Origin of the sequence: Caulobacter sp., assembly GCF_965279145.1 — a bacterium.
In the GTDB taxonomy this organism is placed as follows: Bacteria; Pseudomonadota; Alphaproteobacteria; order Caulobacterales; family Caulobacteraceae; genus Caulobacter.
Genome location: NZ_OZ257139.1, coordinates 685,457 through 709,626, shown reverse-complemented (window position 1 = coordinate 709,626; position 24,170 = coordinate 685,457). Strand labels below are relative to the sequence as shown.

Sequence of the window (24,170 nt, the reverse complement as noted above, 5' to 3'; positions counted from 1 at the left end):
CCCTACGGGGGCGGACGACCTGCGCAGCAGGTCAGGTGGGGGCAAGTCTGGCGGACACGGCTTCGCAGCCTCGCGCGGAAACCGCCGAGTTGATGGGAAGGGTCGCGGAGCGTCCGGGCCTCGCCCGGAATGTGTGAGTTCTAAGTACCGTTTCGACGAAGACGAACGCTCCGCGTGACCGTTATCCCTCTGGCCGGGGCGCGCGGGTCTCGTTCAACCCTTCACCCCCATCCGGGTTGCCCTCCTCGCGACGGACCCAGCCTTGGGCTGCAGCCTCGCCGATTCCGGAGGACCCGGAACGTACCTTCGGACGGGCGGGGACCTCCGACGAGAGTTCCCCGATGGACAGGTTTACGTCACCTGTCCTCGTTTAAGCCCAGCCCGGTCCCGCTCACGCGACTCCGGTGGCCCCGCTCGATCACCCCTGACAGCCGCCTCTGGTCGCCGGCCGGACGCCCTTCCCGTGCTGTCAGGTGAGATTGATTATGCGGGCGGTTTGAACGCGGAGGATTGGCGCGATCAACTATTTTGCAAGCCGCTGATCGGGTTGGGATTTGTTCTGGAAAGAACGGGGATTGAGCGCGGTCTATCCCCTCAAGTCCTCCCCCTAGCGGGGGAGGTGTCGGCCCCTTCGGGCCGACGGAGGGGGAAGTAACCGCTGAATCCCTGCGGTCTTCCCCCACCGGCCTCCGGCCGCCTCCCCCTTCAGGGGGAGGACTTGGTAGCGCGCGTACCGCCCGCCTTCGCGCCGAAGGGAGCCATCCTTGCATCTCACGGCGAGACGACCGCCGGACTGTCCAGGTTGCTCAAGGACGGCCCTGCGGGCCGCCGCGCCGCGGCGACGCGGAGCCTCGTCCTTGAGCAACCTGGACAGACCGGCACGCTGCAGCCTCCAGGAGATTTAAGGATGAGCGCGACGCCGGGGCGTCGGCTTTCGGTGCGGATGTCGACGACTGCTTTCGACCTCGCCACCCATAGCGGACGATCCCAAGGTCCGCTCGTGACCCGGTGGCCAACGCTGAGCCTCCGCCCCGTTCCCGCCCCGCCGAACGTCTAGCCTTCCCTCAGCCCAGCAACCGCCGGGCCAGGTCCTGGATCAGGGGGCTGGCTGCGATCAGGCCGTGGAGGGGCTGGGCGGCGATGATCAGGCCCACGCCCCAGAGATAGGCGGGATGCACGCGGCGCCGGGTAGCGAGGTCATGGGCGGGGCCGATCAGGGCGAGCAGGATCAGCAGCCCGGTCGCGGCGGGAATGATCATCGAGAGGCCAAGTTCGCGCAGCGGCGGCAACCGGCCCAGCGCGGGCCAGGTCAGCAGGATGGTCGCGCACAGCATCAGCCGCTTGTGCCAGGCGCCGTTGCGTCGAAGCAGAATGGCCGCCCCATACAGGCCCACGAACAGGCACAGATCCAGGCCGTCGGCCGCCATCATCATCGCCGGGGTGAAAAACGGCGGCGTCGCGCCCCGGTGGATGGCCATGGCGTTGGTGAGGACGCCCAGGGGCGCCATGACCACGACCAGCCCGATCGACAGCCATCCCAGACGCCGGTGCAGGGACAGGGAACGGCGTCCCACCAGCCAGCTCTGGACGGCGAACAGGACGATCCAGGCGCTCATGACCGCGCCGTGCAGGTGAACCCACAGCGGCAGGCCGGGCGGCGCGAGACTGGACGCGTAGCTGGGGCCAAAGCCGCTGACGACGACCAGGGCGACGACCAGGGACATGATCAGGAAAAAGCGACGGTCGGTCCCCGGACCAAACCGTTGCGCGATGTCAGCTGACGTCATGTGATCCCCCCGGTCCCCACGCGAGCCTAGGGGCAATGGGCTCTCCCGTGAAGTCGGCTGATCCGGACCAGCCCGGCGCGCCCATCCCCGGAACCTTCCGCGTCCCGGAGCCTTTTGTCGTGACCTCTGGGAGATCCACACCATGCTGAAATCAATGACGGGCGTCGCGCTGGCCGGCCTGCTTCTGGCCGCCTGCGGCGAAAAGAACGCCGACCATGAAAAGGTCGAAGGCCCGGCCGTTTCGGCCGCCGCCGCGCCGACCAATGTCGCCGTCGACACCGCGCCGACGACGGGCGAAAGCGGCCCGACGCCGGGCGCCAGTTCGTACACGGCCGATCAGGCCCGGGTCGCCATCGAGAAGGCCGGCTACACCGAGCTGGGCCCTCTGAACCAGAACACCAACGGTATCTGGCAGGGCAACGCGATGAAGGACGGCAAGCCGGTCAGCGTCTCGATCGACTACAAGGGCGCGATCACCGCGCTCTAGATCTCGAACAGCTCCTCAATCCAAAAATCTCGGGAAAAAGCCATGAGCAAGACGATCACCCGGCTGTTCGACAGCCACGTTCAAGCCCTCCAAGCGGTCTCCGATCTGGAAGCCAAGGGCATCCACCACGACAAGATCAGCCTGGTCTCCGACAACACCGACAACTGGCATGACGGCCACAAGCACGCCGGCGGCGCGCCGGGGACGGCCGGTCCGTTGGGCGATCGCAACGGCGACGGTGAAAACGACGTCGCCGACGGCGCCGGCAAGGGCGCGGCCACGGGCGGCCTGATCGGCGGCGGCGCGGGCCTGCTGGCCGGTCTGGGCATGCTGGCCATTCCGGGCCTGGGTCCGGTGGTGGCGGCGGGCTGGCTGGCCGCGACCGCAGTTGGCGCGGTGGTCGGCGCGGCCGCTGGCGGCGCGACAGGCGGACTGCTGGGCGCGCTGAAGGAAGCGGGCCACAGCGACGAGGAAGCCAATGTCTATGCCGAGGGCGTGCGACGCGGCGGCGCCCTGGTCAGCGTCAAGGCGCATGACGACGAGATCGCCACGGTCGAGGGCATCCTCAACGAGCGTCGCGGCGTCGATGCGACGGTGCGCGGCGAGGCCTATCGCCAGAGCGGCTGGACGGCTTTCGATCCGGCCGCGACGCCCTACAACGCCGCCGACATCGGTCGCGAACGCACCCTGTATGGCGAGAGCCGTTCGTTCACGACGGTCGAAGACGTCGCCACCGATGACGATCTGCGTCGCGCCGACCGTCCCGCGATCGATCCCGCGCGCCGGGAATATTGAGGAGGCCGTCCTGGCTCCGGGGTTCCGGAGCCAGGGCGCCTTTCGTGGTGGCGGCCGAACGGGCAGCCGTCACCAGCTGTCGACGCGCACCTGCCAGGGGCGGGTCGAGCCCGCCGCCGCGTCGAGACCGCCGACCACCCAGCGCCGCGTGTCGGCCGGGTCGATCACCGCGTCGATCTCCAGCGCCGCCGCCATGCTGGTGGCCTTGCCGGCTGCGTAGAGCCGCGCGACCAGCTGGTCGTAGAGGGCCTTCTGCTCGGCCGGATCGGTCAGGGCGTCCAGCTCCTTGCGGTAGCCCAGCTTGACGGCCCCCTCCAGGCCCATGCCGCCGAACTCGCCCGTCGGCCAGGCGGCGATGAAGGCCGGCGAGTGGAAGCTGCCGCCCGCCATGGCTTGCGCTCCAAGGCCGTAGCCCTTGCGGGTGACTACGGTGAATAGCGGCGAGCGCAGCTTGGCCCCGGCGATGAACTGGCGGCTGACGCGGCGCACGGCGGCGGCGTCTTCGCTGTCGGGGCCGACCATGAAGCCGGGGGTGTCGCACAGGCTCAAGACCGGCAGGGCGAAGGCGTCGCACAGCTGCAGGAAGCGGGCGGCCTTGTCGGCCCCGTCGCAGTCGATCGCGCCGCCCAGATGGCGCGGATCATTGGCGATCAGGCCCATGGGCCGGCCCTCGATACGGATCAGGCCGGTGACCATCCCCGCCGCGAAACCGCCGCGCAGTTCCAGGAACGTCCCTTCGTCCACGAGGCCGGTAATCAGGGCGCGGACGTCATAGATCCGCAGGCGGTTCTCCGGGATCGCGCCTCGCAGCCGCCGCTGGTCCGGCGCGGTCCAGTCGGCGAGCTTGCCCTGAAAATAGGACAGGGCCTGCTTGGCCAGTCGGGTGGCGTGGGCCTCGTCGTCGGCCAGGATGTCGATGACGCCGTTGGCCCACTGATGGGCCGAGGGGCCGATCTGCTCGGGCCGGAACACGCCCAGGCCGCCGCCCTCGATCATGGCGGGGCCGCCCATGCCCAGGTTGCTGTCCTTGGTGGCGATGATGATCTCTGACAGCCCCGCGATGGCAGCGTTGCCGGCAAAGCAGCGGCCGGCGACGATGGCGATCTTGGGCACGATACCCGACAGCTGGGCGAAGCTGCGGAAGGTCGGCACGTCCAGCCCGGCCACGGCGGTGGTGTCGGTGTCGCCCGGCCGTCCGCCGCCGCCCTCGGCGAACCAGACGACGGGCAGCTTCTGGTCGGCGATCACCGCCATCAACCGGTCGGTCTTGCGATGGTTCATCGCCCCCTGCGTGCCGGCCAGCACAGTGAAGTCATAGGCGAGCGCCGCGCAGCGGGCCTTGTCGGCGGGAAACAGCGCGCCATTGACCACGCCGATCCCGGTGATCAGGCCGTCGGCGGGGGTGTTGGCGATCAGGTCCTCGGTCGTGCGCCGGCGCTTCTGGGCGGCGATGGCCAGGGCGCCGTATTCGAGGAAGCTGCCGGGATCGACCAGGTCTTCGATATTCTCCCGCGCCGTGCGATGGCCGGTCTTGCGGCGTCGGGCGACGGCGTCGGGCCGGGCCTCGTCCAGGGTGAAGCGGTGGCGGGCGATGACCTCGGCCTGGTCGGGGCGCAGGGCGTCCAGGTCCTCGGCGGCCGTGTCGGCGGCGACGGCGGCGTCCAGCTCGACCGGTTCCAGGAACATCAGAGGCTGGCCCTCGGCCAGGGTCTGGCCGAGCGCGGCGGCGATCTTCAGCACCCGGCCGCCGGACGTAGCGTGGACGAGGTGCTCCATCTTCATGGCTTCCAGCACCGCCAAGGCCTGGCCGGGGCGGACCAGATCGCCTTCCGCGACCTCGATGGCCCCGACCGTGGCGGCCAGCGGCGCGGCGACGGCGACCGCGCCGTCCAGGGTCTCGAAGGTCGTCTCCACCGTCGTGGCGGCGGGCGACAGGGCCTGGGCCCGCGCCGACAGGGTGACGGCGTGATCCTCGATGAAGCGCGTGGTGGCGCCGCCATCCCGGGCCTCTTCGGTTTCCAGGATCGCCCGGATCAGCGGCGCGGTGGTGGCGACCCCGGTGATCGTGAACTCGGCCAGGGCCCGGTCCAGCCGCGCGGCGGCCTCGGCGGGGGTGCGGCCCCAGGCGATCACCTTGGCCAGCAGGCTGTCATAGGCCCCGCCGACCGCCAGGCCGACCGCGCCGGCGCCGTCCACCCGCACGCCCAGACCGCCGGGCGGGGCATAGGCGCTGAGAGTCCCGGACGAGGGCTTCACCTGTCCGTCGGCGCTGAGGGTCTCGGCATTGATCCGCGCCTGGATCGCCGCGCCGACGGCGGGCGGAGCGGTGGTCAGGTCCAGCTCGGCCAGGGTCTTGCCCGCCGCCAGCTCGAACTGCAGGCGCACCAGATCCAGGCCCGTGACCTCCTCGGTGACGGTGTGTTCGACCTGCAGGCGGGGATTGGTCTCGATGAAGGCGAAGTCGCCGGTGGCGGCGTCCAGCAGATATTCCACGGTCGCCAGGCCGCGATAGCCGGCGCACAGGGTCTCGGCGGCGCGGGCCATGGCGGCGCGCGTGGCGGCGGGCAGGTTGGGGGCGGGGGCGATCTCGACCAGCTTCTGGTTGCGCCGCTGCAGCGAGCAGTCGCGGTCGCCCACCGCCAGCACGCGGGTTCCGTCGCCGACGATCTGCACCTCGATATGCCGCGCCCGTTCGATCAGCTTTTCGGCATAGAGGCCGTCGTCGCCGAACGCGGCCTTGGCCTCGCGGGCGCAGGCGGCGAAGGCGGCTTCCAGCTCGCCGGGGTCCAGCACCAGCCGCATGCCGCGCCCGCCGCCGCCGGCCCGCGCCTTCAGCATGATCGCGCCGTGCTCGGCCTGGAAGGCGATGGCGTCGGCCAGGTCCAGCGCGCCGGTCCCGGGGATCAGCGGCACGGCCAGCCGGGCCGCCAAAGCGCGGGCGGCGGCCTTGTCGCCGAAGGTCTCCAGATGCTCGGGCGCGGGGCCGACGAAGGTGATCCCCGCCGCCGCGCAGGCCCGGGCCAGGCCGGCGTTCTCCGACAGAAAGCCATAGCCGGGATGCAGGGCGTCGCAGCCCGCGCCCTTTGCGGCGGCGATGATGGCGTCGATGTCGAGATAGGCCCGTACGCCCGAGCCCGGCAGGGCCACGGCCTGGTCGGCGGCGGCGATGTGCGGGCTGGCCGCCTCGTCGCCCGCATGGACCGCCACGCTGCGCACCCCCAGTTCGGCGGCCGCGCGGGCGATACGGATGGCGATTTCGCCGCGGTTGGCGATCAGCACGCGCTGGAACATGACTCTTCCCCGGACGGCGGGTTCATACGGCCGTTTGACGCACCATGGCCGCCCCCGCTTGACTCTCCAAGCCCATAAGATCAGAACAAAAGTGGAACAAAAGGATTGGAAGGATGCCCGGATCGCGCCAGGCGCGTCTCGCGGCTTTGAAGGGCCGGATCGCTGCTCTGGAAGCAGGGACTCGGACTCCGACTCCGGTCCTGGCCTTTGGCGACCCCCGGATCGACGGCTGTTTCCCGGCCGGCGGCCTGCCGTCGGGGGCCTGGCACGAGGTGATGGGCGCGGGGCTGGAGGATGAGACCTGCGCGGCCCCCGCCGCCTTCGCCGCCCTGCTGATCCGGCCGCTGCTGAAGACCGGGGCGGTGGTCTGGGTGATGCGGCGCACCGACCTGTTCGCGCCGGGCCTGGCGGGGCTCGACGTCCCGACCGGTCGGCTGATTCAGGTCAGGGCTCGCGACGAGGCCGAGGTGCTGTCGGTGCTGGAGGACGCGCTCGGCACCGTCGGCGTCGCCGCCGCCATCGGCGAAGCCCAGGCGCCGGAGCTGAAGGCCGGGCGACGGCTGCAGCTGGCCTGCGAGAAGCGGGGCAGCCTGGGCGTGCTGCTGCACCGGCGGCCCTATGGCGGACCGGTGGGCCAGGCGCGGACGGTGTCGGGCTCATCGTCGTTTAGCCGCTGGCGCATCGCCGGCGCGCCCAGCCAGCCGCCGCCGGATGTTCCCGGCCTGGGCCCGCCGCGCTGGCGGGTGGAACTTGAGCGCTGTCGGGGCGGAAGGTCCGGCAGCTGGATCCTGGAGTCTTCGGAGGCCGAGCATGGCCCGCATCCTTTCCGTCTGGTGTCCCAACTGGCCGATCACGACGTGGCGACGGCGGAATCCGAGTTCAGACGGGCTGGGTGAAAAATCCTCCCCCCAGCGGGGGAGGCGGCCCGAAGGGCCGGAGGGGGAAGTAACCCGCAAAGCTCGCAGACTTCCCCCTCCGTCGGCTACGCCGACACCTCCCCCTTCAGGGGGAGGATCTGTTCCCTTCGCCCTGCTGGTCTCCGAAGCCGGAACCCGCCGCCTGGCCGCCATCGACGAGGCGGCCATGGCCCTGGGCCTGCGCCCCGGCCAGAAGGCCGCCGACGCCATGGCGCTGGCGCCCGATCTGGTCACCGCCGACCACGATCCAGAGGCGGATCGCGCGGCGCTGGAGGCCCTGAGCGACTGGTGCGTGCGGTTCTCGCCCGCCGTGGCCATCGACGGCGACGACGGCCTGTTCCTGGACATCACCGGCGCCGATCACCTGTGGGGCGGCGAGGCGGCGATGCTGGCCGACCTCTTGGCGCGACTGGCCCGCTGGGGCGTGCCGGCCCGGGCGGCGATCGCCGACACGCCCGGCGCGGCCTGGGCGCTGGCCCGGTTCGGCGAGTCCGGCGAGATCGCGCCGCCGGGTGGGCAGAGACAGCGGCTGGCGCATCTGCCCGTGGCGGCCCTGCGGCTGGACGAGACGGCCACCGCCCAGCTGCCGCGCCTGGGCCTGTTCCGCATCGAGCAGCTGCTGGGCCTGCCCCGCGCCCAACTGGCCAAGCGGTTCGGCATGGCCCTGACCCTGCGGCTGGACCAGGCTCTGGGCGCGGCGGGCGAGGCCCTGGTGTTCCGCCGCCCGGCCAGTCCGTGGTTCGACCGCGTGGCCTTCGCCGAGCCGATCAGCGCGCCCGACGACCTGGCCCGGGTGGTCGGCGACGTCACGGCCCTGATCTGCCGGCGGCTGGAGGCCGAGGGCCAGGGCGCGCGGCGGTTCGAGGTGGTCTTTCACCGGCTGGACGGCAAGGCCCTGCCGGTGCGGGCCGGCCTGGCGCGGCCGGGCCGCGACGCCGCGCGGCTGACCCGGCTGATGGTCCCCAAGCTGGACGTCATCGACCCCGGCTTTGGCATCGAGGTGGTCACGGTGTTCGCGGGCGACGTCGAGCCCCTGACCGCCGTGCAGGCCCGGCTGGACGCCGAGGCGGGAGCCGGGCTGGACGAGACGCTGGCCCCTCTGGTCGACCGGCTGATCAACCGCCTGGGCGAGGACCGCGTCTGGCGCGCCGATCCGTATGAGAGCCATGTGCCGGAACGCTCGGTAATCCGCCGCGCGCCGCTGGCCTCGCCCCCCGAAAAGACCTGGGATCCGGAGCGACCCCGGCCGGTGCGCCTGTTCAAGCGGCCCGAGCCGATCACGGCGATGGCCAAGCTGCCCGACGATCCGCCGGTCCAGTTCCAGTGGCGCGGTCGCTCGCACCGCGTGCGCCGCGCCGAGGGGCCCGAGCGGATCGGCCAGGAGTGGTGGCGCGGCGATTTCGACGACACCGGGCCCGGCAGGATCCGCGACTATTACCGGGTCGAGGACGAGGCCGGCGGCCGGTTCTGGATCTTTCGGCAGGGGCTGTTCGGGACGGGCGAGGACCCGAAGTGGTGGTTGCATGGCCTGTTTGGGTGAAATCCTCCCCCCAGAGGGGGAGGTGGCGCGAAGCGCCGGAGGGGGAAGTCATCCTCTCCCTCCCGCAACTTCCCCCTCCGTCGGCTGCGCCGACACCTCCCCCTTCAGGGGGAGGACCTGATGACCCCCGCCTATGCCGAGCTGCAAACCACCAGCAACTTCTCGTTCCTGCACGGCGCCTCGCACGCCCGCGAGCTGATGCCCACCGCCGAGGGCTTGGGCCTGACCGCCGTGGGGATCGCCGACCGCAACACCCTGGCCGGGGTGGTGCGGGCCTGGACGGCGGCGAAAGAGTTGAAGGTCCGGGCCCTGACCGGTTGCCGGCTGGACTTCGTCGACGGCACGCCCAGCCTGCTGTGCTACCCCTCCGACCGCGAGGCCTTCGCCCGGCTGACGCGGCTGCTGACCGTGGGCCAGCGCCGGGCCCGCAAGGGCGAGTGCGAGCTGCACTGGGAAGACTTCCTGGCGCATGCCGACGGGCAGCTGGCCCTGATCGTGCCGCCCGCCAAGCTGGACGAGGCCTTCACGACCGACCTGACCCGCATGGCCGGTGAGCTGCGCGGCCGGGTCTGGCTGGCCGCCAGCCGGGCCTATGCCGCCCGCGACCTGCAGCGCCTGGCGCGGCTGGACGAGCTGGCCCGCGAGGCCGGCGCGCCGATGGTGGCCACCAATGACGTGCTCTATCACGCGCCCGAACGGCGGCCGCTGCAGGACGTGATGACCTGCGTGCGCGAGCACTGCACGATCCACGAGGCGGGCTTCCGGCTGGAGGCCAATGCCGAGCGCCACCTGAAGACGCCCATGGAGATGGCCCGCCTGTTCGAGCGCTGGCCCCGCGCCGTCGAGCGCACGATGGAGATCGTCGAGCGCATCGACTTCGACCTGGGCAAGCTGCGCGAGGAATATCCTGACGAGCCCGTGCCGCCGGGCAAGACGTCGATGCAGCACCTGACCGACCTGACCTTCGCCGGCGCGGCCTGGCGCTATCCGGGCGGGGTCCCGGACAAGGTGGTCGCGCAGCTGAACGAGGAGCTGCGGCTGATCGGCAAGATGGACTACCCCAACTATTTCCTCACCGTGCACGACATCGTGCAGGAGGCGCGGAAGATGGGGATCCTGTGCCAGGGGCGGGGATCGGCGGCCAATTCCTCGGTCTGCTTCTGCCTGGGCGTGACCTCGATCGACCCCACCGAGCACCGCCTGCTGTTCACCCGCTTCATCTCGGAAAATCGCGGCGAGCCGCCGGATATCGACGTCGATTTCGAACACGAGCGGCGCGAGGAGGTGATGCAGTATGTGTATCGCCGCTATGGCCGCGACTATGCCGCCATCTGCGGCACGGTGATCCACTATCGGCCGCGCAGCGCCATCCGCGACGTGGGCAAGGCCCTGGGCCTGACCGAGGATGTCACCAGCCTGCTGGCCGCCACGGTCTGGGGCAGCTGGGGCTCGGGCCTGCCGGAAGAGTATATCCGCAACGCGGGCCTTGATCCCGACGCGCCCGAGATCGCCCGCGCCGTCAGTCTGGCCACCGAACTGCTGGGCTTTCCCCGCCACCTGTCGCAGCACGTCGGCGGCTTCGTGCTGACCAAGCGACGGCTGGACGAGACCGTGCCGATCGGCAACGCGGCGATGAAGGACCGCACCTTCATCGAGTGGGACAAGGACGACATCGACAGCCTGGGCCTGATGAAGGTCGACATTCTGGCTCTGGGCATGCTGACCGCCATCCAGCGCGGCTTTGGCATGCTGCGGGCCGAGCATGGGCAGCAGATAACCGACCTGGCCGACGTCCCCCGCGAGGTGAAGGGCGTCTATGACATGCTGTCCAAGGCGGACTCGGTTGGGGTGTTCCAGGTCGAGAGCCGGGCCCAGATGTCGATGCTGCCCCGCCTGAAGCCGGCGGAATTCTATGACCTGGTGATCGAGGTGGCGATCGTCCGGCCCGGCCCGATCCAGGGCGACATGGTCCATCCCTATCTGCGTCGCCGTAACGGCCAGGACCCGGTGGAATGGCCCGCGCCGTCGCCCGAGCACGGCCCGGCCGACGAGCTGAGGGGCATATTGGGCAAGACCTTCGGCGTGCCGCTGTTTCAGGAACAGGCCATGAGTCTGGCCATCGAGGCCGCCAAGTTCACGCCCGACGAGGCCGACGGCCTGCGCAAGGCCATGGCCACCTTCAAGAACCTGGGCACGCCGGCCGAATATCGCGACAAGTTCATCGAGGGCATGGCCGGGCGCGGCTATCAGCGCGACTTCGCCGAGCGCTGCTTCAAGCAGATCGAGGGCTTTGGCCATTACGGCTTTCCGGAAAGCCACGCGGCCAGCTTCGCCAAGCTGGTCTATGTCTCGGCCTGGATGAAGTGGGCCTGGCCGGATGTGTTCTGCGCCGTGCTGATCAATTCGCAGCCGATGGGGTTCTATCAGCCGGCCCAGCTGGTGCGGGATGCCCGCGAGCATGGCGTCGAGGTTTTGCCGCCCGATGTGATGACCAGCGACTGGGACTGTACGCTGGAGGCGAAAATCTCTCCCTCCCCCTTGGATGGGGGAGGGGCAGGGGTGGGGGTGACCCCGGCGGCGGGCCTGAGCGGGGCCGCGCAACATCCTGACACGCTGTCACCCCCATCCCCGCCCCTTCCCCCATCGAGGGGGAAGGGAGACTTTCGCCCCGACAAGCTCTTCAACCCCGACACCCGCCCCCTGTGGAAGGCCGTCCGTCTGGGCCTGCGCCAGGTCAAGGGCGTGCGCGAGGCCGAGGCCCGGCTGCTGGCCATGGCGCGCGACGAGGGCGCGCGAACCCCGGCCGACTTCGCGCAGTACGGCGTTCCCCAGCCGGCCCTGGAACTGCTGGCCGAGGCGGACGCCTTTGCCTCAACGGGCCTGAGCCGGCGCGAGGCCCTGTGGGCGGTCAAGGGCGTCAAGGGCGAGAGCAAGGCGCCGGTCCAGGCGCCGCTGCTGGCCGGCCTGCCGCTGTTCGAGACCCCGGTGGCCCTGCCGGCCATGGCCCTGCCCCAGGCCGTGGCCGAGGACTATCGCACCACCAGCCTGTCGCTGAAGGCCCATCCCTGCGGCTTTCTGCGGCCGTTGCTGACCCGGCTGGGCGCGATCACGGCCGACCAGTTGCCGGGGATCAAGGACGGCAAGCGTGTGGCGGTGGGCGGCGTCGTGCTGATCCGCCAGCGCCCCGGCACCGCCAAGGGCGTGGTGTTCGTCACCCTGGAGGACGAGACCGGCGTGGCCAATGCGGTGGTCTGGAAAGACCGCTTCGAGGCCGACCGCAACACGGTGATGACCGCCAGCTTCCTGATCGTGCACGGCCGCGTGCAGTCGGCCGAGGGGGTCATCCACGTGGTGGCCGAACGCTTCACCGACCTGTCGGCGGAGCTGGGGCAACTGCGCGACGATCCCGAGGCGTCCGGCCCGGCGGCGCATCGCCGGGGAGACCGGCGGCTGCAACGGAGCCGGGATTTCCACTAGGGCGGCGTCGGCGGCCGCCTGCAGAGCCCTAAGCCCGCGAGCGCGCCTTGGTTTTCACGGCCGGTTCGGTCCCGCGGATGCGCTCGACCATGGCGAACAGCTGGGTGCGGACGCCGAACTCGTCGCCGGCCAGGGCGGAGGCTTCCAGCGTGGCCAGCACGTCGGGCTCGAGGATCGGCGGCGGCGTCATCGGCGCGGCCTCGATCACGCCGGCGGCCTTGGGGCGGGCGGCCTCGTTGACGTCGACCAGCACCTCGGTGAGCTTTTCGCCAGGGCGCAGGCCGGTGATCTGGATCTGGATGTCGCGGTCCGGGACCAGGCCCTGCAGTTCGATCATCCGGCGGGCCAGGTCAATGATCTTGACCGGCTCGCCCATCTCCAGGGTCAGGACGCCGGCCGGGGGCTCGGACGAGCCGGCCGAGAGGGCCACGGCGCGCAGCACCAGTTGCACGGCCTCGGGGATGGTCATGAAGAAGCGTTCGACCGCCGCGTCGGTCAGGGTGATCGGTCCGCCTCGGGCGATCTGGTGCTGGAACAGCGGCACGACCGAGCCGGCCGAGCCCAGCACATTGCCGAAGCGCACGATGCTGACCCGCGTCTCGGCGCTGGAGCCATACTGCCGGGCCAGGGCCTCGGCCACGCGCTTGGTGGCGCCCATCACGCTGGTGGGGGCGACTGCCTTGTCGGTCGAGATCAGGGCCATGTGCGCGGCGCCGAAGGCCTTGGCGGCCATGGCGACGTTGCGGGTGCCCAGCACATTGGTCCGGGCGCCCTCGCAGGGGTGGTTCTCGACCATGGTGACGTGCTTGAGCGCCGCCGCGTGGAAGACGATCTCGGGTCGCTCGGCGGCGAAGACGCGGTCCAGGCGGGCGGCGTCGCGCACGTCGCACAGCACTTCGCGGCGGGGCAGGGTGGGCCAGGCTTCGCCGATCTCGCGGTCGATGTGGAACAGGTTGACCTCGGAGGCGTCCAGCATGGTCAGCTGGGCGCAGCCGCTGGCGGCGATCTGGCGGCAGAGCTCGGAGCCGATGCTGCCGCCGGCCCCGGTGACCAGCACGCGGCGGCCCGCGACCAGGGCGCGGACGGGTTCGGGGTCGAGGCGCACGGGCGGGCGGCTGAGCAGTTCCTCGAGGCTGATCTCGCGCAGGGTGGCGGCGGTGTGGCCCATCTCGACCACGCCGTGGCGGCGCAGCAGGCGGACGCCCTCGCTCTTCAGCCGGCCCAGACGCTCGGCCCCGAAGGCGCTCATCGGGCTGTCGGCCAGGAACAGGATGGCGGCCGGGGCCAGGCCGCCCTCGCGCAGCTGGGCCAGCACCTCGTCAAAGGCCGGGATCGACCCCAGCACGCAGATGCCGCGCAGTTCATCGCCGGTTTCCTTGTCCAGCGGCGAGACCACGCCGACCGGGGCGTAGCGTTCGCCCAGGCTGGCCGGGGCGCGCAGGAACTCCTCGGCCTCGACCGCCGAGCCGACGATCAGCAGGTTGGGCAGGGCGGGATGAACCGCCGCCGGCCGCAGGCTGAGAATGGCTTCCAGCAGCACGCCTTCATGCAGGCCGCGACGGATGACCCGCAGGCTGGCCAGCAGGAAGACCTGGATCACGAAGGCGCAGACCAGGGCCCGCAGGCCCTCGAAGCGGGCGATCACCAGCCAGGCCAGGCCGGCATAGACCACGCAGGTCACCAGGGACGAGCGGGCCAGGCGCAGGATGTCGCTGGCGGCGACGAATCGCCAGGGCGCGCGCTCGACCTTGAGGGCCAGTTCGACCAGGAAGGCCGAAACCGCGAACAGGCCCGCCTGCGACAGCGTGTGGGCGTCAAGGGTGGTGACGCCGGCGATGACGCGTCCGATGAGAAAGGCCAGGAAGGCCAACAGCACGTGGGCTGCGATCTTTCCGGCACGACCCATCAGATGAAACTCTCCGTCAAGCACCGGGCCGCGACCCGAAGTTCGTCCGGGCTTAGCATGCTTGTTCGCCGCCGTCGCCCGTTCAGCCCCGGGCCAGTTTCAGAACATCCACGCGGTCGCCGGCCGGGGCCGCCGGCGCGTTGACCGGCCGCCGGATCAGAGCATCGGCGCGCGAGAAGACTGTGACCAGCGAGGAATCCTGATCGGGGAACGCCGAGACGACGGCTCGCCCCTCGGCGTCGATCGACAGCGCCGCCCGCATCCAGTGCTCGCGGGGGCCGTTGGCGGGCAGGGGGGCGGCGAGGGCGGCGACGGTCATCGCCGGAAGGGCCTCGCGTCCGGTCAGGGCGGCCAGCAGCGGGCGCAGGAACAGCTCGGCGCAGACCAGGGCCGAGGCGGGGTTGCCGGGCAGGCCCAGCACGCGCCGGCCGTCGTTCAGGGTTCCGAACCAGGTCGGCTTGCCGGGGCGGATGGCGACGGTCTCGACCCGAAGGATCAGGCCCAGGCGCTCCAGGGCCGGCTTGACCAGGTCGTGATCGCCGACCGAGGCCCCGCCGATGGTGACGATCAGGTCGGCCTCGACGCTCGCCACCGCGTCGGCGATGGCTTCGAGCCGGTCGGCGGCGGCGGTCAGGCGGACGGCCGAGCCGCCCCAGGTCTCGACCAGGGCGGCCAGGGCGATGGAGCCCGATTCGAAGATCTGGTCGGGACCAGGATCGCCGCCCGGCTGAACCAGCTCGTCGCCAGTGGCCAGGATGGCGACGCGCGGTCGGCGGGCGACCTCCAGCGTGGCCCGGCCCGCCGCCGCCGCCAGGGACAGCCGCCAGGGATCCAGGCGCGCGCCGGCCTCGATCAGGCGGTCGCCGGTCCTGAAGTCGCCGCCGGCGGGGCGGATGTGGGGCCTGGGCGCGTCGCCGGCCGCGAAGCACACGGTCTGGCCGTCGCGCTGGGCCTCTTCCTGGATGATCACCAGGTCGGCGCCGGCCGGAACCGGCGCGCCGGTGAAGATCCGCACCGCTTCGCCGGGGCCGACGATGTGGGGATAGGCCCGCCCGGCGGCGCTTTCGCCGGCGATCGTGAAGCTTGCCTCGGGGACGTAGTCGGCGCTGCGGATCGCCCAGCCGTCCATGGCCGAGGCGGCGAAGGGCGGCTGGTCGCGCGTGGCGTCTATGGCCCCGGCCAGGGTGCGGCCCAGGGTCTCGCCGATCGCCACGGTCTCGACGCCCAGCGGGCCGGCGTCGGCCAGCATCCGGTCGCGCGCCTCTTCGACCGTGAGGTTTCTGAGCGAGGCGGGCGGGCTCATGGCCTAGCCGACGAAGGCGCGTTCGATCACGAAGTCGCCCGGCTCGGCGTTGGAGCCTTCCTTCAAGCCGTGGGCCTCCAGCAGGGCGGCGGTGTCCTTGATCATGGCCATCGAGCCGCACAGCATGGCGCGGTCGTGCTCGGGATCGAACCGGTCGGTGTCCAGGCCCAGGTCGCGGAACAGCTGGCCGCTCTGGATCAGGTCGGTGAAGCGGCCCTGGCGCTCGAACGGCTCGCGGGTCACGGTCGGATAATAGACCAGCTGCGTGCGCGCCTCGTCACCGACCAGCGGATCGTCGAAGATGTCGTGGGTGAACAGGTCGCGATAGGCCAGTTCCTTCACCTCGCGCACGCCGTGGGCGACGATGACCTTCTCGAAGCGGCTGTAGGCGTCGGGATCGCGGGCCACCGACAGCCAGGGCGCCAGGCCCGTGCCGGTGCCGAACAGGAACAGGCGCTTGCCCGGGCGGACGGCGTCCAGCACCAGGGTGCCGGTCGGCTTCTTGCCCAGCAGGATCTGATCGCCGACCTGGATCTGCTGCAGACGCGAGGTCAGCGGACCGTCGGGCACCTTGATCGAGAAGAATTCCAGCTCCTCGGCGAACGACGGCGAGCCGATCGAATAGGCGCGCAGGATGGGCTTCTTCTCGCCCAGCTCTTCGCGCGGCGGCAGGCCGATCATCACGAACTCGCCCGAGCGGAAGCGGAAGCTGGCGGGACGGGTGATGGCGAAGCTGAAGAGCCGGTCGGTCCAGTGCTTCACCCACAGCACGGTTTCGACCGACTGGGCGGCTTCCTTGGGAGGCGTGCTCATCGCGGTGGCCGTCATCTTGTCTCTATCCTGGGCGCGTCCCGACGCGCGATTAGACTGGTGCGCCGCCACGGCCCTGAGGCGACGTGTGTCTCATGTGAGAAGAGCGGGCCCGCTGTCAACTTGGCTCGTCAACGCAGGGGCGGGGAAAATATTTCCCAAAACTGTCAAAACTCAGCGTTCGGTTTTTTGAAACGTGTCAAAATTGTGATTGCCGCCCAATGAAACCGGGCGCACAGTCGTATTTGCTTCGTTCGCGGAGCCAACGATACGGAGGAACGCATGCGGGTATGGTTCGTGGGGGCCGCCGCTTCGGCCGGTCTGTTAGCGTTTGGTTTGGCCGGTTGCAGCGAAGGCGGCGCGAAGACGAAAGTCGCGCAGGCTCAACAAGTGGTAGTTGAAGCGAAGTCGGTGACGGCGTCGGGGTGCGTGCGCCCCGTGGCGACGACCTCGTGCCTGGTGGTTCGGGGTCGAGCCGGCGGATATTATGACATCAGCACGGCCAGCCCGGCGCCGGATCCGGCCAAGGGCGTGGCGATCTCGCTGCAGGGCAAGGACGCCGGCAAGAACACCGAATGCGGCCGTCAGCTGACGGATGTGCGGTGGTCGTATCTGGGCATCCAGTGCGCCGCCCCCGCCGCCTCGGCGTCGGCCGAAAAGGCCGAAAAGAAGGCCGGCTAGCGCCAGTTCGTCAAAAAGGGGGACGCGCGAGCGGCCCCCTGATGGCCGACGGCGAAGGACTAGTTCGCGCCCGATCCGGGATCCGTGAGGGTCTCGGGTGACTTCGTGCTGCTTTCGCCGCCGCCGGGCTCCGTCGCCGGGCGAGGGGCTTTTCCGTCACGCGCGGGCCGCAGATTCTCGTTCTCGACCTCGCGATTCGAAGGGCGTTCGGAAGGCGCGGCCTTGCCGGTCGTCGGGGCGGGCTGGGTCATGACGACATAACGCCACCCGCGCCGCTTTTGATCCGTTCGCGCCGCCGCGCGGGGAGTTTTGCGCCTTTCACGGCGCTCCTGGCGCGCTCAACCTCGCCATGACGCCCTCGGGCCGCTTGCCCGGCGGAGATGACCCTGCTAAATGGCGCGGCTCTGGCGATTGGCCCCGGCGCGACGACGGCCCTTGAAGGCTTGCGACGCGCTTCCATTTGTCCAGAGACCGCGATCCGCGAGGGTCATGGTCTGCAGGAGTGTAGCTCAGCTGGTAGAGCGTCGGTCTCCAAAACCGAAAGTCGTGGGTTCGAGTCCCCCCACTCCTGCCATTATATGTTTTCGACAGGCCCGGTTCCGGGCGTGTCGTTTTGGAAAGTCGTGAGCCTCAAGAGCATGGCCAGGAAACCGGGTTCGAGCCCGTCCGCGATCAAGAGCCGCGCCGCCAAGACGGCGGCGGCGCTCGCGCCCGCTGGCGGCGCTCCCGCAGCGGCGGCCGCTGCCCCGAAGAAGCGCACGAACCCCGTGCAGTTCTTCCGCGAAGTGCGCGCCGAAGCCCGCAAGATCACCTGGACCACCCGCAAGGAGACCTGGATCACCTCGGTGATGGTCTTCATGATGGTGGTCATGGCCTCCCTGTTCTTCTCGGCGGTCGACGGGCTGCTGGGCCTCGGAGCCAAGGCGCTCCTGTCGTTCGCCGCGGGATAAGAGACCATGAGCACCGAAACCGCGTCCAACCCGAACCACAAGTGGTACATCGTCCACGCCTACTCGAACTTCGAGAAAAAGGTGGCCGAGAGCATCCGCGAGCAAGCCAAGAGCCAGGGGCTCGAGGACAGCTTCTCCGAGATCCTGGTTCCGACCGAGGAAGTCGTCGAGATCCGCCGCGGCCGCAAGGTCAACGCCGAGCGCAAGTTCTTCCCCGGCTACGTGCTGGTGAAGATGAACCTCTCGGATGAAGCCTATCACCTGATCAAGAACACCCCGAAGGTCACCGGCTTCCTGGGCAGCGGCTCCAAGCCGATGCCGGTGTCGGAAAAGGAAGTTCAGCGCATCGTCGGCGCGATCGAAGAGGGCGTCGAGCGTCCCAAGACGGTCGTGCTGTTCGAGATCGGCGAGAACGTCCGCGTCACCGACGGTCCCTTCGCCAGCTTCAACGGCTCGGTCGAGCAGGTCGACGAGGAGCGGGCCCGCCTGCGCGTCACCGTCTCGATCTTCGGCCGCGCCACCCCGGTCGAGTTGGAATACAGCCAGGTCGAAAAGATCAGCTGATTTCGGCTTCGGCCCTGCGTTTCGAAAACCCCGCGCCGGCGACGGCGCGGGATTTTTGCTGTCTGGCGGTCGGCGCCGGAAGCGATGAAGGGCCGGGGCGGGGTGGTCTGGGGGCGCTGGGCGGGCTAACACCTTGGGATGGCACGAACCAAGCAAAGCCCTGAATTCGAGATCGACGTCGACGGCGCGCCCTATCTCTGGCGGCTCCATCGCCAGCCCGGCTGGTCCAGCGACAATGGCCAGAGGCACGGCATGGCGATCGCCGTGCGCCACAAGGAAGGGCAGCGCGAGGCGGTGGTGGAGTTTCCGCCGGGGCCCGAGCCCAAATATGGCGCGCCGCTGCTGAAGGGTTCGCAGATCGCCCCGGCCCTGGTGGCCAAAGCCATTTCATCAGCTATCGTGGCCGGATGGGACCCGCTGTCCCGAGGCAAGACGGTCGCCATCGTGGTGGATGCGACCGGCGCCTGACAGGGCGGGGGCGGACGCAGGTGGGAGAGGCAGCCCATGACGACCGGGCACAGAATTTACACGACCAGCTTCGCCAGCGTCTATCCGGCCTATGTGGCCAAGGCCGAGAAGAAGGGCCGCACCAGGGCCGAGGTCGAACAGATCATCCGTTGGCTGACCGGGTTCAGCCAGGCGGAACTCGACGCCCAGATCGCGGCGCGAACCGACTTTGAAACCTTCTTCGCCCAGGCGCCCAGGCTTCACCCCGCGCGCGCCAACATCAAGGGCGTGGTCTGCGGCGTTCGCGTGGAGGAGGTCGCCGAGCCGCTGATGAGAGAGATTCGCTATCTGGACAAGCTGATCGACGAACTCGCCAAGGGCAAGGCGATGGACAAGATCCTGCGGGACTGACCCCCGGCCTCGCGGTCCGCCCGTCCGGATCCATCCCTGGCCCCACGCGCTGGACTCCCCATCCCCCACCTGCTACACGCCGCGCCTCGCTCCTGGACTCCGTCCCGGGGCGTGCTCGCTGTTATGGCGAGATCAAATCCGTGGAAGGGGCGCCAATCCCGCACCACGGCCAACCAGCGAAGGCCGTTAGCTCGGCTTTCTTGAGAGGATACAATGGCTAAAAAGATCCTGGGCTATATCAAGCTCCAGGTGAAGGCTGGCTCGGCCACGCCTTCGCCCCCCATCGGCCCCGCACTGGGCCAGCGCGGCGTCAACATCATGGGCTTCTGTAAGGAGTTCAACGCGCGCACCGAGAACGTCGAAAAGGGCACGCCCCTGCCGACAGTGATCACCGTGTACCAAGACAAGTCGTTCACCTTCGTCACCAAGACCCCGCCGGCGACGCACTACCTGAAGCAGGCCACCGGCCTGAAGTCGGGCGCCAAGCTGACCGGTCGCGAGACCGTCGGCGAAGTGACGCGCACGCAACTGCGCGAGATCGCCGAAAAGAAGATGAAGGACCTGAACGCCAACGATCTCGAGGCCGCGGCCAAGATCATCGAAGGCTCCGCCAAGGCCATGGGCCTGAAGATCGTGGAGGCCTAAGATCATGGCTAAGCAAGCAAAGCGCATCCAGGCGTGGACCGGCGATCGTGAAGCCACCCACACCGCCGCCGAAGCCATCGCTCTGGTGAAGGCCAACGCCAAGGCCAAGTTCGACGAGTCGATCGAGATCTGCGTCAACCTCGGCGTTGACCCGCGCCATGCCGACCAACAGGTCCGCGGCGTCGTCAACCTGCCGTCGGGCACCGGCCGCGACGTTCGCGTCGCCGTCTTCGCCAAGGACGCCAAGGCCGCTGAAGCCCTCGCGGCCGGCGCCGAACACGTCGGCGCCGAAGACCTGTACGAAAAGATCGCCGGCGGCTTCATGGACTTCGACCGCGTCATCGCGTCGCCGGACATGATGGCCCTGGTCGGTCGCCTCGGTAAGGTGCTGGGTCCGCGCGGCCTGATGCCTAACCCGAAGGTCGGCACCGTGACCCCGAACGTCGGTCAAGCCGTGAAGGACGCCAAGGGCGGCGCCGTCGAGTTCCGCGTCGAAAAGGCCGGTATCATCCACGCCGGCATCGGCAAGGTCTCGTTCACCGACGAAGCCCTGCTGATCAACGTCAAGGCGATGATCGACGCGCTGAACAAGTCCAAGCCGACCGGCGCCAAGGGCATCTATGTGAAGCGTATCGGCCTGTCGTCGACGATGGGTCCGGGCTTCAAGGTCGACACCTCGTCGATCGCCTAAGCTCTTCGAGCTGAATAGACTATGAGAAGGGCGGGGCCTCGCGGTCCCGCCCTTTTTCTTTGATGGACGCCGCATGAGTCCCGAGGACCAGACACTCGACGTCGCCGTGATCGGCGGCGGGCCGGCCGGGCTGATGGCGGCCGAGGTGCTGAGCGCCGCCGGCCGGTCGGTGACGGTGTTCGAGAAGATGCCAACCTTCGGGCGCAAGTTCCTGATGGCCGGGCGCGGCGGGCTGAACCTGACCCACTCGGAAGATTTCGCGCGGTTCGCGGGGCGCTATGGCGCGGCCAACGCCACCTTGCGGCCGATGCTGGAGGCCTTTCCCCCCTCGGCCCTGACCGCCTGGGCGGAAGGGCTGGGACAGGCCACCTTCGTCGGCTCCAGCGGCCGGGTGTTCCCAAAGGCGCTGAAGGCCTCGCCCCTGCTGCGGGCCTGGCTGGCGCGGCTGGAGGGGCAGGGCGTCTCGCTGCGCACGCGGGCCCAGTGGAACGGCTGGACGGCAGACGGGGCGCTGGACTTCCTCACCCCCGAGGGGCCCGAGATCGTACGGCCGCGCGCGACGATCCTGGCCCTGGGCGGCGCCAGCTGGGTTCGGCTCGGCTCGGACGGGGCCTGGGCGCCGTTGCTGGAGGCGCGGGGCGCGGCGGTCGCGCCGTTCGCCGCCGCCAACAGCGGGTTCGACGTGGCCTGGAGCCCGGTCTTCCGGGAGCGCTTCGCCGGCGAGCCGCTGAAGAATATCGGCCTGCGGCTGGGCGAGGCCACGGCGCGGGGCGACGCCATGATCGCCGGCTACGGCCTGGAGGGCGGCGCGGTCTACGCCCTGGGCGCCGCGCCGCGCGAGGCCATCGCGCGATCGGGGCGGGCGGTGGTCGAGATCGACCTGCGGCCGGATCTCTCCCTTGAGGCCCTGGCGGCCCGGCTGGCGCGGCCGCGCGCGGGTCAGTCGCTGGCCAACTTCCTGCGCAAGGCGGCGAACCTGTCGCCCGTCGAGGTCAATCTGCTGCGCGAGGCCCATGGTCTGGACCTGCCCGCCGAACCCTCCGCCCTGGCGGCGGCGATCAAGGCCGCGCCGATCACCCTGACGGGCGTCCAGTCGCTGGATCGGGCCATCTCCTCGGCCGGAGGGCTGACGTTCGAGGCGCTGGACGGCCTGGAGCTGAAGGCCGCGCCCGGCGTGTTCGTGGCCGGCGAGATGCTGGACTGGGAAGCGCCGACCGGCGGCTATCTGCTGCAGGCCTGTTTCGCGACGGGGGTGGCGGCGGCGCGACAGGTGCTGGCCCAGCTCGGCTAACGTCCTGCGTCCTTCGAGGCCCGCTGCGCGGGCGCCTCAGGATGAGGAAGTCAGAGCAACCAAATTCCTCATCCTGAGGTGCGAGGCGCAGCCGAGCCTCGAAGGACGCACGGCGGTTACTTCAGCGCCGCGCGCAGCTTGACCGCCACCGCCTCGATATCGGCCGGGTCGCCGATCCTGTTCTCGTTGAACTCCAGCGGCTTGCCGGCGATGCGCGGGATCACGTGGATATGCAGGTGCGGCACGCTCTGGCCCACGCCGTTGTTCTGGACGATCGTGAAACCGCCGACGCCGAGGGCGTCGATCTGGGCCTGGCCGACCCTGGCGGCCACCGCCAGCATTCGCGCCAGGTCGGCCGGAGCGATCTCCAGCATGTTGCGGGCCTTTGAGGTCTTGGAGATCACCAGGGCGTGGCCGGTCTCGGCCGGCGCGCGGTCCATGAACACCAGAACCTGGTCGTCCTCGTAGATCCTGGGGGCCGGGGACTCGCCGCGCAGGATCTTCGCGAAGGGGTTGGCTTCGTCATAGGCGGCCTTGAGCGGCGTGACGGCGCCGGCGGGCCTGGCCGAGGCCGGGTCGAAGCGGCCCAGCCAGCGGATGACCTCGGCTTCGAGGCCGATGCGCGAATCCGAGAAGCTGTGGTCGGTGGGGAAATAGGTCTCGGTCAGGGCGGTGGCCCCGGCCGCGCGGGCGGCGGCGGCCAGCTTGCGGGTGGTCGGGGCCCCGGCGAACTCGGCGCCGATCATCAGCACCGGGCGATCGGCGATCTTGGCGCTGAGGACTTCCAGGTCGAGCTTGTCGGCGTTGGTCTCGATTTCCTGGATCAGCGACGCGGGGCTGGTTCCCGCCAGGGGGACGGTGTCGGGGGCCATGGCCGAGATCGCCGCCTTGCGGGCCTCGGGGCTGGTGATGCGCTCGGCGCGGCTGCCGATGTCCCAGGCGTCGATCAGGATGGTTCCGGCCACCTTGGGGTCGGCGGCCGAGGCGTCGGCGGCCATGAAGCCGCCCATGCTGTGGCCGGCGACGACGATACGGGTCGGATCGATGTGGTATTTGGCGACATTGGCCGGGTCGCGCAGGAAGGCTGTGGCCGCCTCGCCGTCGGCGCGGGCATGGGCGAACGAGAACTGGCCCGGGCTGCCCCACGAGCCGCGATAGTTGATCTTCAGAACGTTCCAGCCGGCCCGGCGCACGGCCTGCAGCAGGTCGATATTGGTCTCGTTGCCGGGAAAGCCGTGCAGGAACAGCATGGTCGGATGCGGCTGGTCGCCCGAGGCCAGGTACATCAGCGCATTGACCGCGACGCCGCCGGTGGGGAGCGTGAAGGCGGCCATGTCGGCCGGATGCTTGGGGTCGCGGGCCGGATCGGCGATCACCGCGCGCGGCACGGGCTGGAAGCGCGGCTCGGCGACGGAGCCGCCGGCCAGCGTCAGGGCGCCCAGGAGCAGGGCGCAGGCCCCGGCGATCAACTTGCGTGTCATGAGCGTCCCGTCAGCGACCTTGCGTCGGGCTCGATAATCCAGAAAACCGCGACGGCGGAAAGGGGCTCCGGGCTCAGGCCGGAGCTTTTGCCCGTCCGCCGCGCCGGATGTCCGTCGGCGCGCGGCGATAGATCTCGCGGAAGGCGGCATTGAAGCTGCGCAGACTGGAAAAGCCGGCGCGGCCGGCGATCTCGGTCATCGACAGGTCGGTGCCGTCGATCAGCCGCTTGGCGCGCTGGACGCGGGCCGTGCGCGCCACCTTCGACGGGGTCGAGCCCAGGTGAACCCGAAACAGGCGCGACAGGTGGCGGGGGCCGATGCCCAGGCGCTCGGCCAGGGTGGTCACGTCGGCCTCGTCCAGCGCGCCCTCCTCGATCAGTCGCAGGGCGCGGCCCACCGTGGCGCGCACGCCCATCCAGGCGGGCGAGTGCGGCGCGGTCTCGGGCCGACAGCGCAGGCACGGCCGAAATCCCGCGCCCTCGGCGGCCGAGGCGCTGGGATAGTAGCGGACGTTCCGCGACAGCGGCTGGCGCACGGGGCAGACCGGCCGGCAATAGATCCGGGTCGAGGTGACGCCGATGAAGATCAGGCCGTCATAGGCCGCGTCACGATCATGGCGAACGCGCTCGCAGAACGCGAAGTCCAGCGTCAGCGCGGGCTGCTCCGATCCGTCCATGGCGGTCTCCTTGGCCTGGA

Annotated in this window: 20 protein-coding genes, 1 tRNA gene and 1 pseudogene; 14 read left to right on the top strand and 8 right to left on the bottom strand. The window is 70.1% G+C overall.

What is annotated here, in order from left to right:
- Positions 1 to 1,064: 1,064 nt before the first annotated feature.
- On the bottom strand, positions 1,065 to 1,787 hold the full coding sequence (locus ACQY9P_RS03330; protein ID WP_421736679.1) for a hypothetical protein: 723 nt from the start codon (positions 1,785 to 1,787) through the stop codon (positions 1,065 to 1,067).
- Between the two features lie 142 nt (positions 1,788 to 1,929).
- Between ACQY9P_RS03330 and ACQY9P_RS03325 the strand changes: the two genes are divergently transcribed.
- Together ACQY9P_RS03325 and ACQY9P_RS03320 are read left to right on the top strand one after the other, a co-directional pair.
- Positions 1,930 to 2,274, top strand: a complete 345-nt coding sequence (locus ACQY9P_RS03325) for a hypothetical protein (RefSeq protein ID WP_421736680.1) — start codon at positions 1,930 to 1,932, stop codon at positions 2,272 to 2,274.
- A gap of 42 nt (positions 2,275 to 2,316) precedes the next feature.
- Positions 2,317 to 3,069 carry a hypothetical protein gene (locus ACQY9P_RS03320; protein ID WP_421736681.1) on the top strand — a complete coding sequence of 251 codons (753 nt, stop codon included), beginning with the start codon at positions 2,317 to 2,319 and terminating at the stop codon, positions 3,067 to 3,069.
- Between the two features lie 69 nt (positions 3,070 to 3,138).
- On the opposite strand, the gene ACQY9P_RS03315 is transcribed toward ACQY9P_RS03320, so the two are convergent.
- On the bottom strand, positions 3,139 to 6,360 hold the full coding sequence (locus tag ACQY9P_RS03315) for a carboxyl transferase domain-containing protein (protein WP_421736682.1): 3,222 nt from the start codon (positions 6,358 to 6,360) through the stop codon (positions 3,139 to 3,141).
- A 113-nt stretch (positions 6,361 to 6,473) separates the two neighbouring features.
- On the opposite strand from ACQY9P_RS03315, the gene ACQY9P_RS03310 reads away from it, so the two are divergent.
- From ACQY9P_RS03310 to ACQY9P_RS03300, 3 genes are all read left to right on the top strand, one after another.
- Positions 6,474 to 7,256: an ImuA family protein gene (locus tag ACQY9P_RS03310; protein WP_421736683.1), complete on the top strand. Its 783-nt coding sequence runs from the start codon at positions 6,474 to 6,476 to the stop codon at positions 7,254 to 7,256.
- A 193-nt stretch (positions 7,257 to 7,449) separates the two neighbouring features.
- A complete protein-coding gene (locus ACQY9P_RS03305) occupies positions 7,450 to 8,817 on the top strand; it encodes a Y-family DNA polymerase (protein WP_421738266.1) in 1,368 nt (455 codons plus the stop codon).
- Positions 8,818 to 8,934: 117 nt separating this feature from the next.
- The gene (locus tag ACQY9P_RS03300; RefSeq protein ID WP_421738267.1) at positions 8,935 to 12,294 is read left to right on the top strand and encodes an error-prone DNA polymerase; all 3,360 of its coding nucleotides are present in this window, start codon (positions 8,935 to 8,937) and stop codon (positions 12,292 to 12,294) included.
- A 28-nt stretch (positions 12,295 to 12,322) separates the two neighbouring features.
- Here ACQY9P_RS03300 and ACQY9P_RS03295 read toward each other — a convergent pair whose 3' ends face one another.
- From ACQY9P_RS03295 to ACQY9P_RS03285, 3 genes are all read right to left on the bottom strand, one after another.
- Positions 12,323 to 14,200 carry a polysaccharide biosynthesis protein gene (locus tag ACQY9P_RS03295; protein ID WP_421736684.1) on the bottom strand — a complete coding sequence of 626 codons (1,878 nt, stop codon included), beginning with the start codon at positions 14,198 to 14,200 and terminating at the stop codon, positions 12,323 to 12,325.
- An 82-nt stretch (positions 14,201 to 14,282) separates the two neighbouring features.
- A complete protein-coding gene (locus ACQY9P_RS03290) occupies positions 14,283 to 15,503 on the bottom strand; it encodes a molybdopterin-binding protein (protein ID WP_421736685.1) in 1,221 nt (406 codons plus the stop codon).
- Between the two features lie 3 nt (positions 15,504 to 15,506).
- On the bottom strand, positions 15,507 to 16,331 hold the full coding sequence (locus ACQY9P_RS03285) for a ferredoxin--NADP reductase (RefSeq protein WP_421736686.1): 825 nt from the start codon (positions 16,329 to 16,331) through the stop codon (positions 15,507 to 15,509).
- A gap of 264 nt (positions 16,332 to 16,595) precedes the next feature.
- Between ACQY9P_RS03285 and ACQY9P_RS03280 the strand changes: the two genes are divergently transcribed.
- The 9 genes from ACQY9P_RS03280 (at position 16,596) to ACQY9P_RS03240 (ending at position 21,993) form a co-directional block, all read left to right on the top strand.
- Complete coding sequence (locus ACQY9P_RS03280; protein ID WP_421736687.1) at positions 16,596 to 16,994, top strand: hypothetical protein; 399 nt, start codon at positions 16,596 to 16,598, stop codon at positions 16,992 to 16,994.
- Between the two features lie 498 nt (positions 16,995 to 17,492).
- Positions 17,493 to 17,568, top strand: a tRNA-Trp gene (locus ACQY9P_RS03275).
- A gap of 64 nt (positions 17,569 to 17,632) precedes the next feature.
- Positions 17,633 to 17,944, top strand: a complete 312-nt coding sequence (secE, locus tag ACQY9P_RS03270; RefSeq protein ID WP_421736688.1) for a preprotein translocase subunit SecE — start codon at positions 17,633 to 17,635, stop codon at positions 17,942 to 17,944.
- 6 nt (positions 17,945 to 17,950) lie between these two features.
- Complete coding sequence (gene nusG / locus ACQY9P_RS03265) at positions 17,951 to 18,508, top strand: transcription termination/antitermination protein NusG (RefSeq protein ID WP_035049755.1); 558 nt, start codon at positions 17,951 to 17,953, stop codon at positions 18,506 to 18,508.
- A 138-nt stretch (positions 18,509 to 18,646) separates the two neighbouring features.
- Entirely contained in the window at positions 18,647 to 18,976 is a 330-nt protein-coding gene (locus tag ACQY9P_RS03260) for a hypothetical protein (RefSeq protein ID WP_421736689.1), read from the top strand.
- A gap of 36 nt (positions 18,977 to 19,012) precedes the next feature.
- On the top strand, positions 19,013 to 19,366 hold the full coding sequence (locus ACQY9P_RS03255) for a DUF2200 domain-containing protein (protein WP_421736690.1): 354 nt from the start codon (positions 19,013 to 19,015) through the stop codon (positions 19,364 to 19,366).
- Positions 19,367 to 19,579: 213 nt separating this feature from the next.
- The gene (gene rplK / locus ACQY9P_RS03250; RefSeq protein ID WP_421736691.1) at positions 19,580 to 20,011 is read left to right on the top strand and encodes a 50S ribosomal protein L11; all 432 of its coding nucleotides are present in this window, start codon (positions 19,580 to 19,582) and stop codon (positions 20,009 to 20,011) included.
- A gap of 4 nt (positions 20,012 to 20,015) precedes the next feature.
- Positions 20,016 to 20,702, top strand: a complete 687-nt coding sequence (gene rplA, locus ACQY9P_RS03245; protein WP_421736692.1) for a 50S ribosomal protein L1 — start codon at positions 20,016 to 20,018, stop codon at positions 20,700 to 20,702.
- Between the two features lie 73 nt (positions 20,703 to 20,775).
- Positions 20,776 to 21,993, top strand: coding sequence for a TIGR03862 family flavoprotein (locus ACQY9P_RS03240; protein ID WP_421736693.1), 1,218 nt, complete (start codon positions 20,776 to 20,778; stop codon positions 21,991 to 21,993).
- Here the strand turns inward: ACQY9P_RS03240 and ACQY9P_RS03235 are convergent.
- The 3 genes and pseudogenes from ACQY9P_RS03235 to ACQY9P_RS03225 all read right to left on the bottom strand — a co-directional run bounded on the left by ACQY9P_RS03235 (position 21,990) and on the right by ACQY9P_RS03225 (position 24,150).
- Positions 21,990 to 22,084 (bottom strand): annotated as a pseudogene (locus ACQY9P_RS03235) (hypothetical protein). The gene ACQY9P_RS03240 and the pseudogene ACQY9P_RS03235 sit on opposite strands and share 4 nt — an antisense overlap.
- 25 nt (positions 22,085 to 22,109) lie before the next feature.
- Complete coding sequence (locus ACQY9P_RS03230) at positions 22,110 to 23,474, bottom strand: alpha/beta fold hydrolase (RefSeq protein WP_421736694.1); 1,365 nt, start codon at positions 23,472 to 23,474, stop codon at positions 22,110 to 22,112.
- Positions 23,475 to 23,547: 73 nt separating this feature from the next.
- Entirely contained in the window at positions 23,548 to 24,150 is a 603-nt protein-coding gene (locus ACQY9P_RS03225) for a bifunctional transcriptional activator/DNA repair enzyme AdaA (protein ID WP_421736695.1), read from the bottom strand.
- Positions 24,151 to 24,170: the final 20 nt, after the last annotated feature.

Coding starts and splice junctions, on each gene's coding strand:
- ACQY9P_RS03330 (WP_421736679.1), bottom strand. CDS start 1,787: ATGACGTCAGCTGACATCGCGCAACGGTTTGGTCCGGGGACCGACCGT.
- ACQY9P_RS03325 (WP_421736680.1), top strand. CDS start 1,930: ATGCTGAAATCAATGACGGGCGTCGCGCTGGCCGGCCTGCTTCTGGCC.
- ACQY9P_RS03320 (WP_421736681.1), top strand. CDS start 2,317: ATGAGCAAGACGATCACCCGGCTGTTCGACAGCCACGTTCAAGCCCTC.
- ACQY9P_RS03315 (WP_421736682.1), bottom strand. CDS start 6,360: ATGTTCCAGCGCGTGCTGATCGCCAACCGCGGCGAAATCGCCATCCGT.
- ACQY9P_RS03310 (WP_421736683.1), top strand. CDS start 6,474: ATGCCCGGATCGCGCCAGGCGCGTCTCGCGGCTTTGAAGGGCCGGATC.
- ACQY9P_RS03295 (WP_421736684.1), bottom strand. CDS start 14,200: ATGGGTCGTGCCGGAAAGATCGCAGCCCACGTGCTGTTGGCCTTCCTG.
- ACQY9P_RS03290 (WP_421736685.1), bottom strand. CDS start 15,503: ATGAGCCCGCCCGCCTCGCTCAGAAACCTCACGGTCGAAGAGGCGCGC.
- ACQY9P_RS03285 (WP_421736686.1), bottom strand. CDS start 16,331: ATGACGGCCACCGCGATGAGCACGCCTCCCAAGGAAGCCGCCCAGTCG.
- ACQY9P_RS03280 (WP_421736687.1), top strand. CDS start 16,596: ATGCGGGTATGGTTCGTGGGGGCCGCCGCTTCGGCCGGTCTGTTAGCG.
- secE (WP_421736688.1), top strand. CDS start 17,633: ATGGCCAGGAAACCGGGTTCGAGCCCGTCCGCGATCAAGAGCCGCGCC.
- nusG (WP_035049755.1), top strand. CDS start 17,951: ATGAGCACCGAAACCGCGTCCAACCCGAACCACAAGTGGTACATCGTC.
- ACQY9P_RS03260 (WP_421736689.1), top strand. CDS start 18,647: ATGGCACGAACCAAGCAAAGCCCTGAATTCGAGATCGACGTCGACGGC.
- ACQY9P_RS03255 (WP_421736690.1), top strand. CDS start 19,013: ATGACGACCGGGCACAGAATTTACACGACCAGCTTCGCCAGCGTCTAT.
- rplK (WP_421736691.1), top strand. CDS start 19,580: ATGGCTAAAAAGATCCTGGGCTATATCAAGCTCCAGGTGAAGGCTGGC.
- rplA (WP_421736692.1), top strand. CDS start 20,016: ATGGCTAAGCAAGCAAAGCGCATCCAGGCGTGGACCGGCGATCGTGAA.
- ACQY9P_RS03240 (WP_421736693.1), top strand. CDS start 20,776: ATGAGTCCCGAGGACCAGACACTCGACGTCGCCGTGATCGGCGGCGGG.
- ACQY9P_RS03230 (WP_421736694.1), bottom strand. CDS start 23,474: ATGACACGCAAGTTGATCGCCGGGGCCTGCGCCCTGCTCCTGGGCGCC.
- ACQY9P_RS03225 (WP_421736695.1), bottom strand. CDS start 24,150: ATGGACGGATCGGAGCAGCCCGCGCTGACGCTGGACTTCGCGTTCTGC.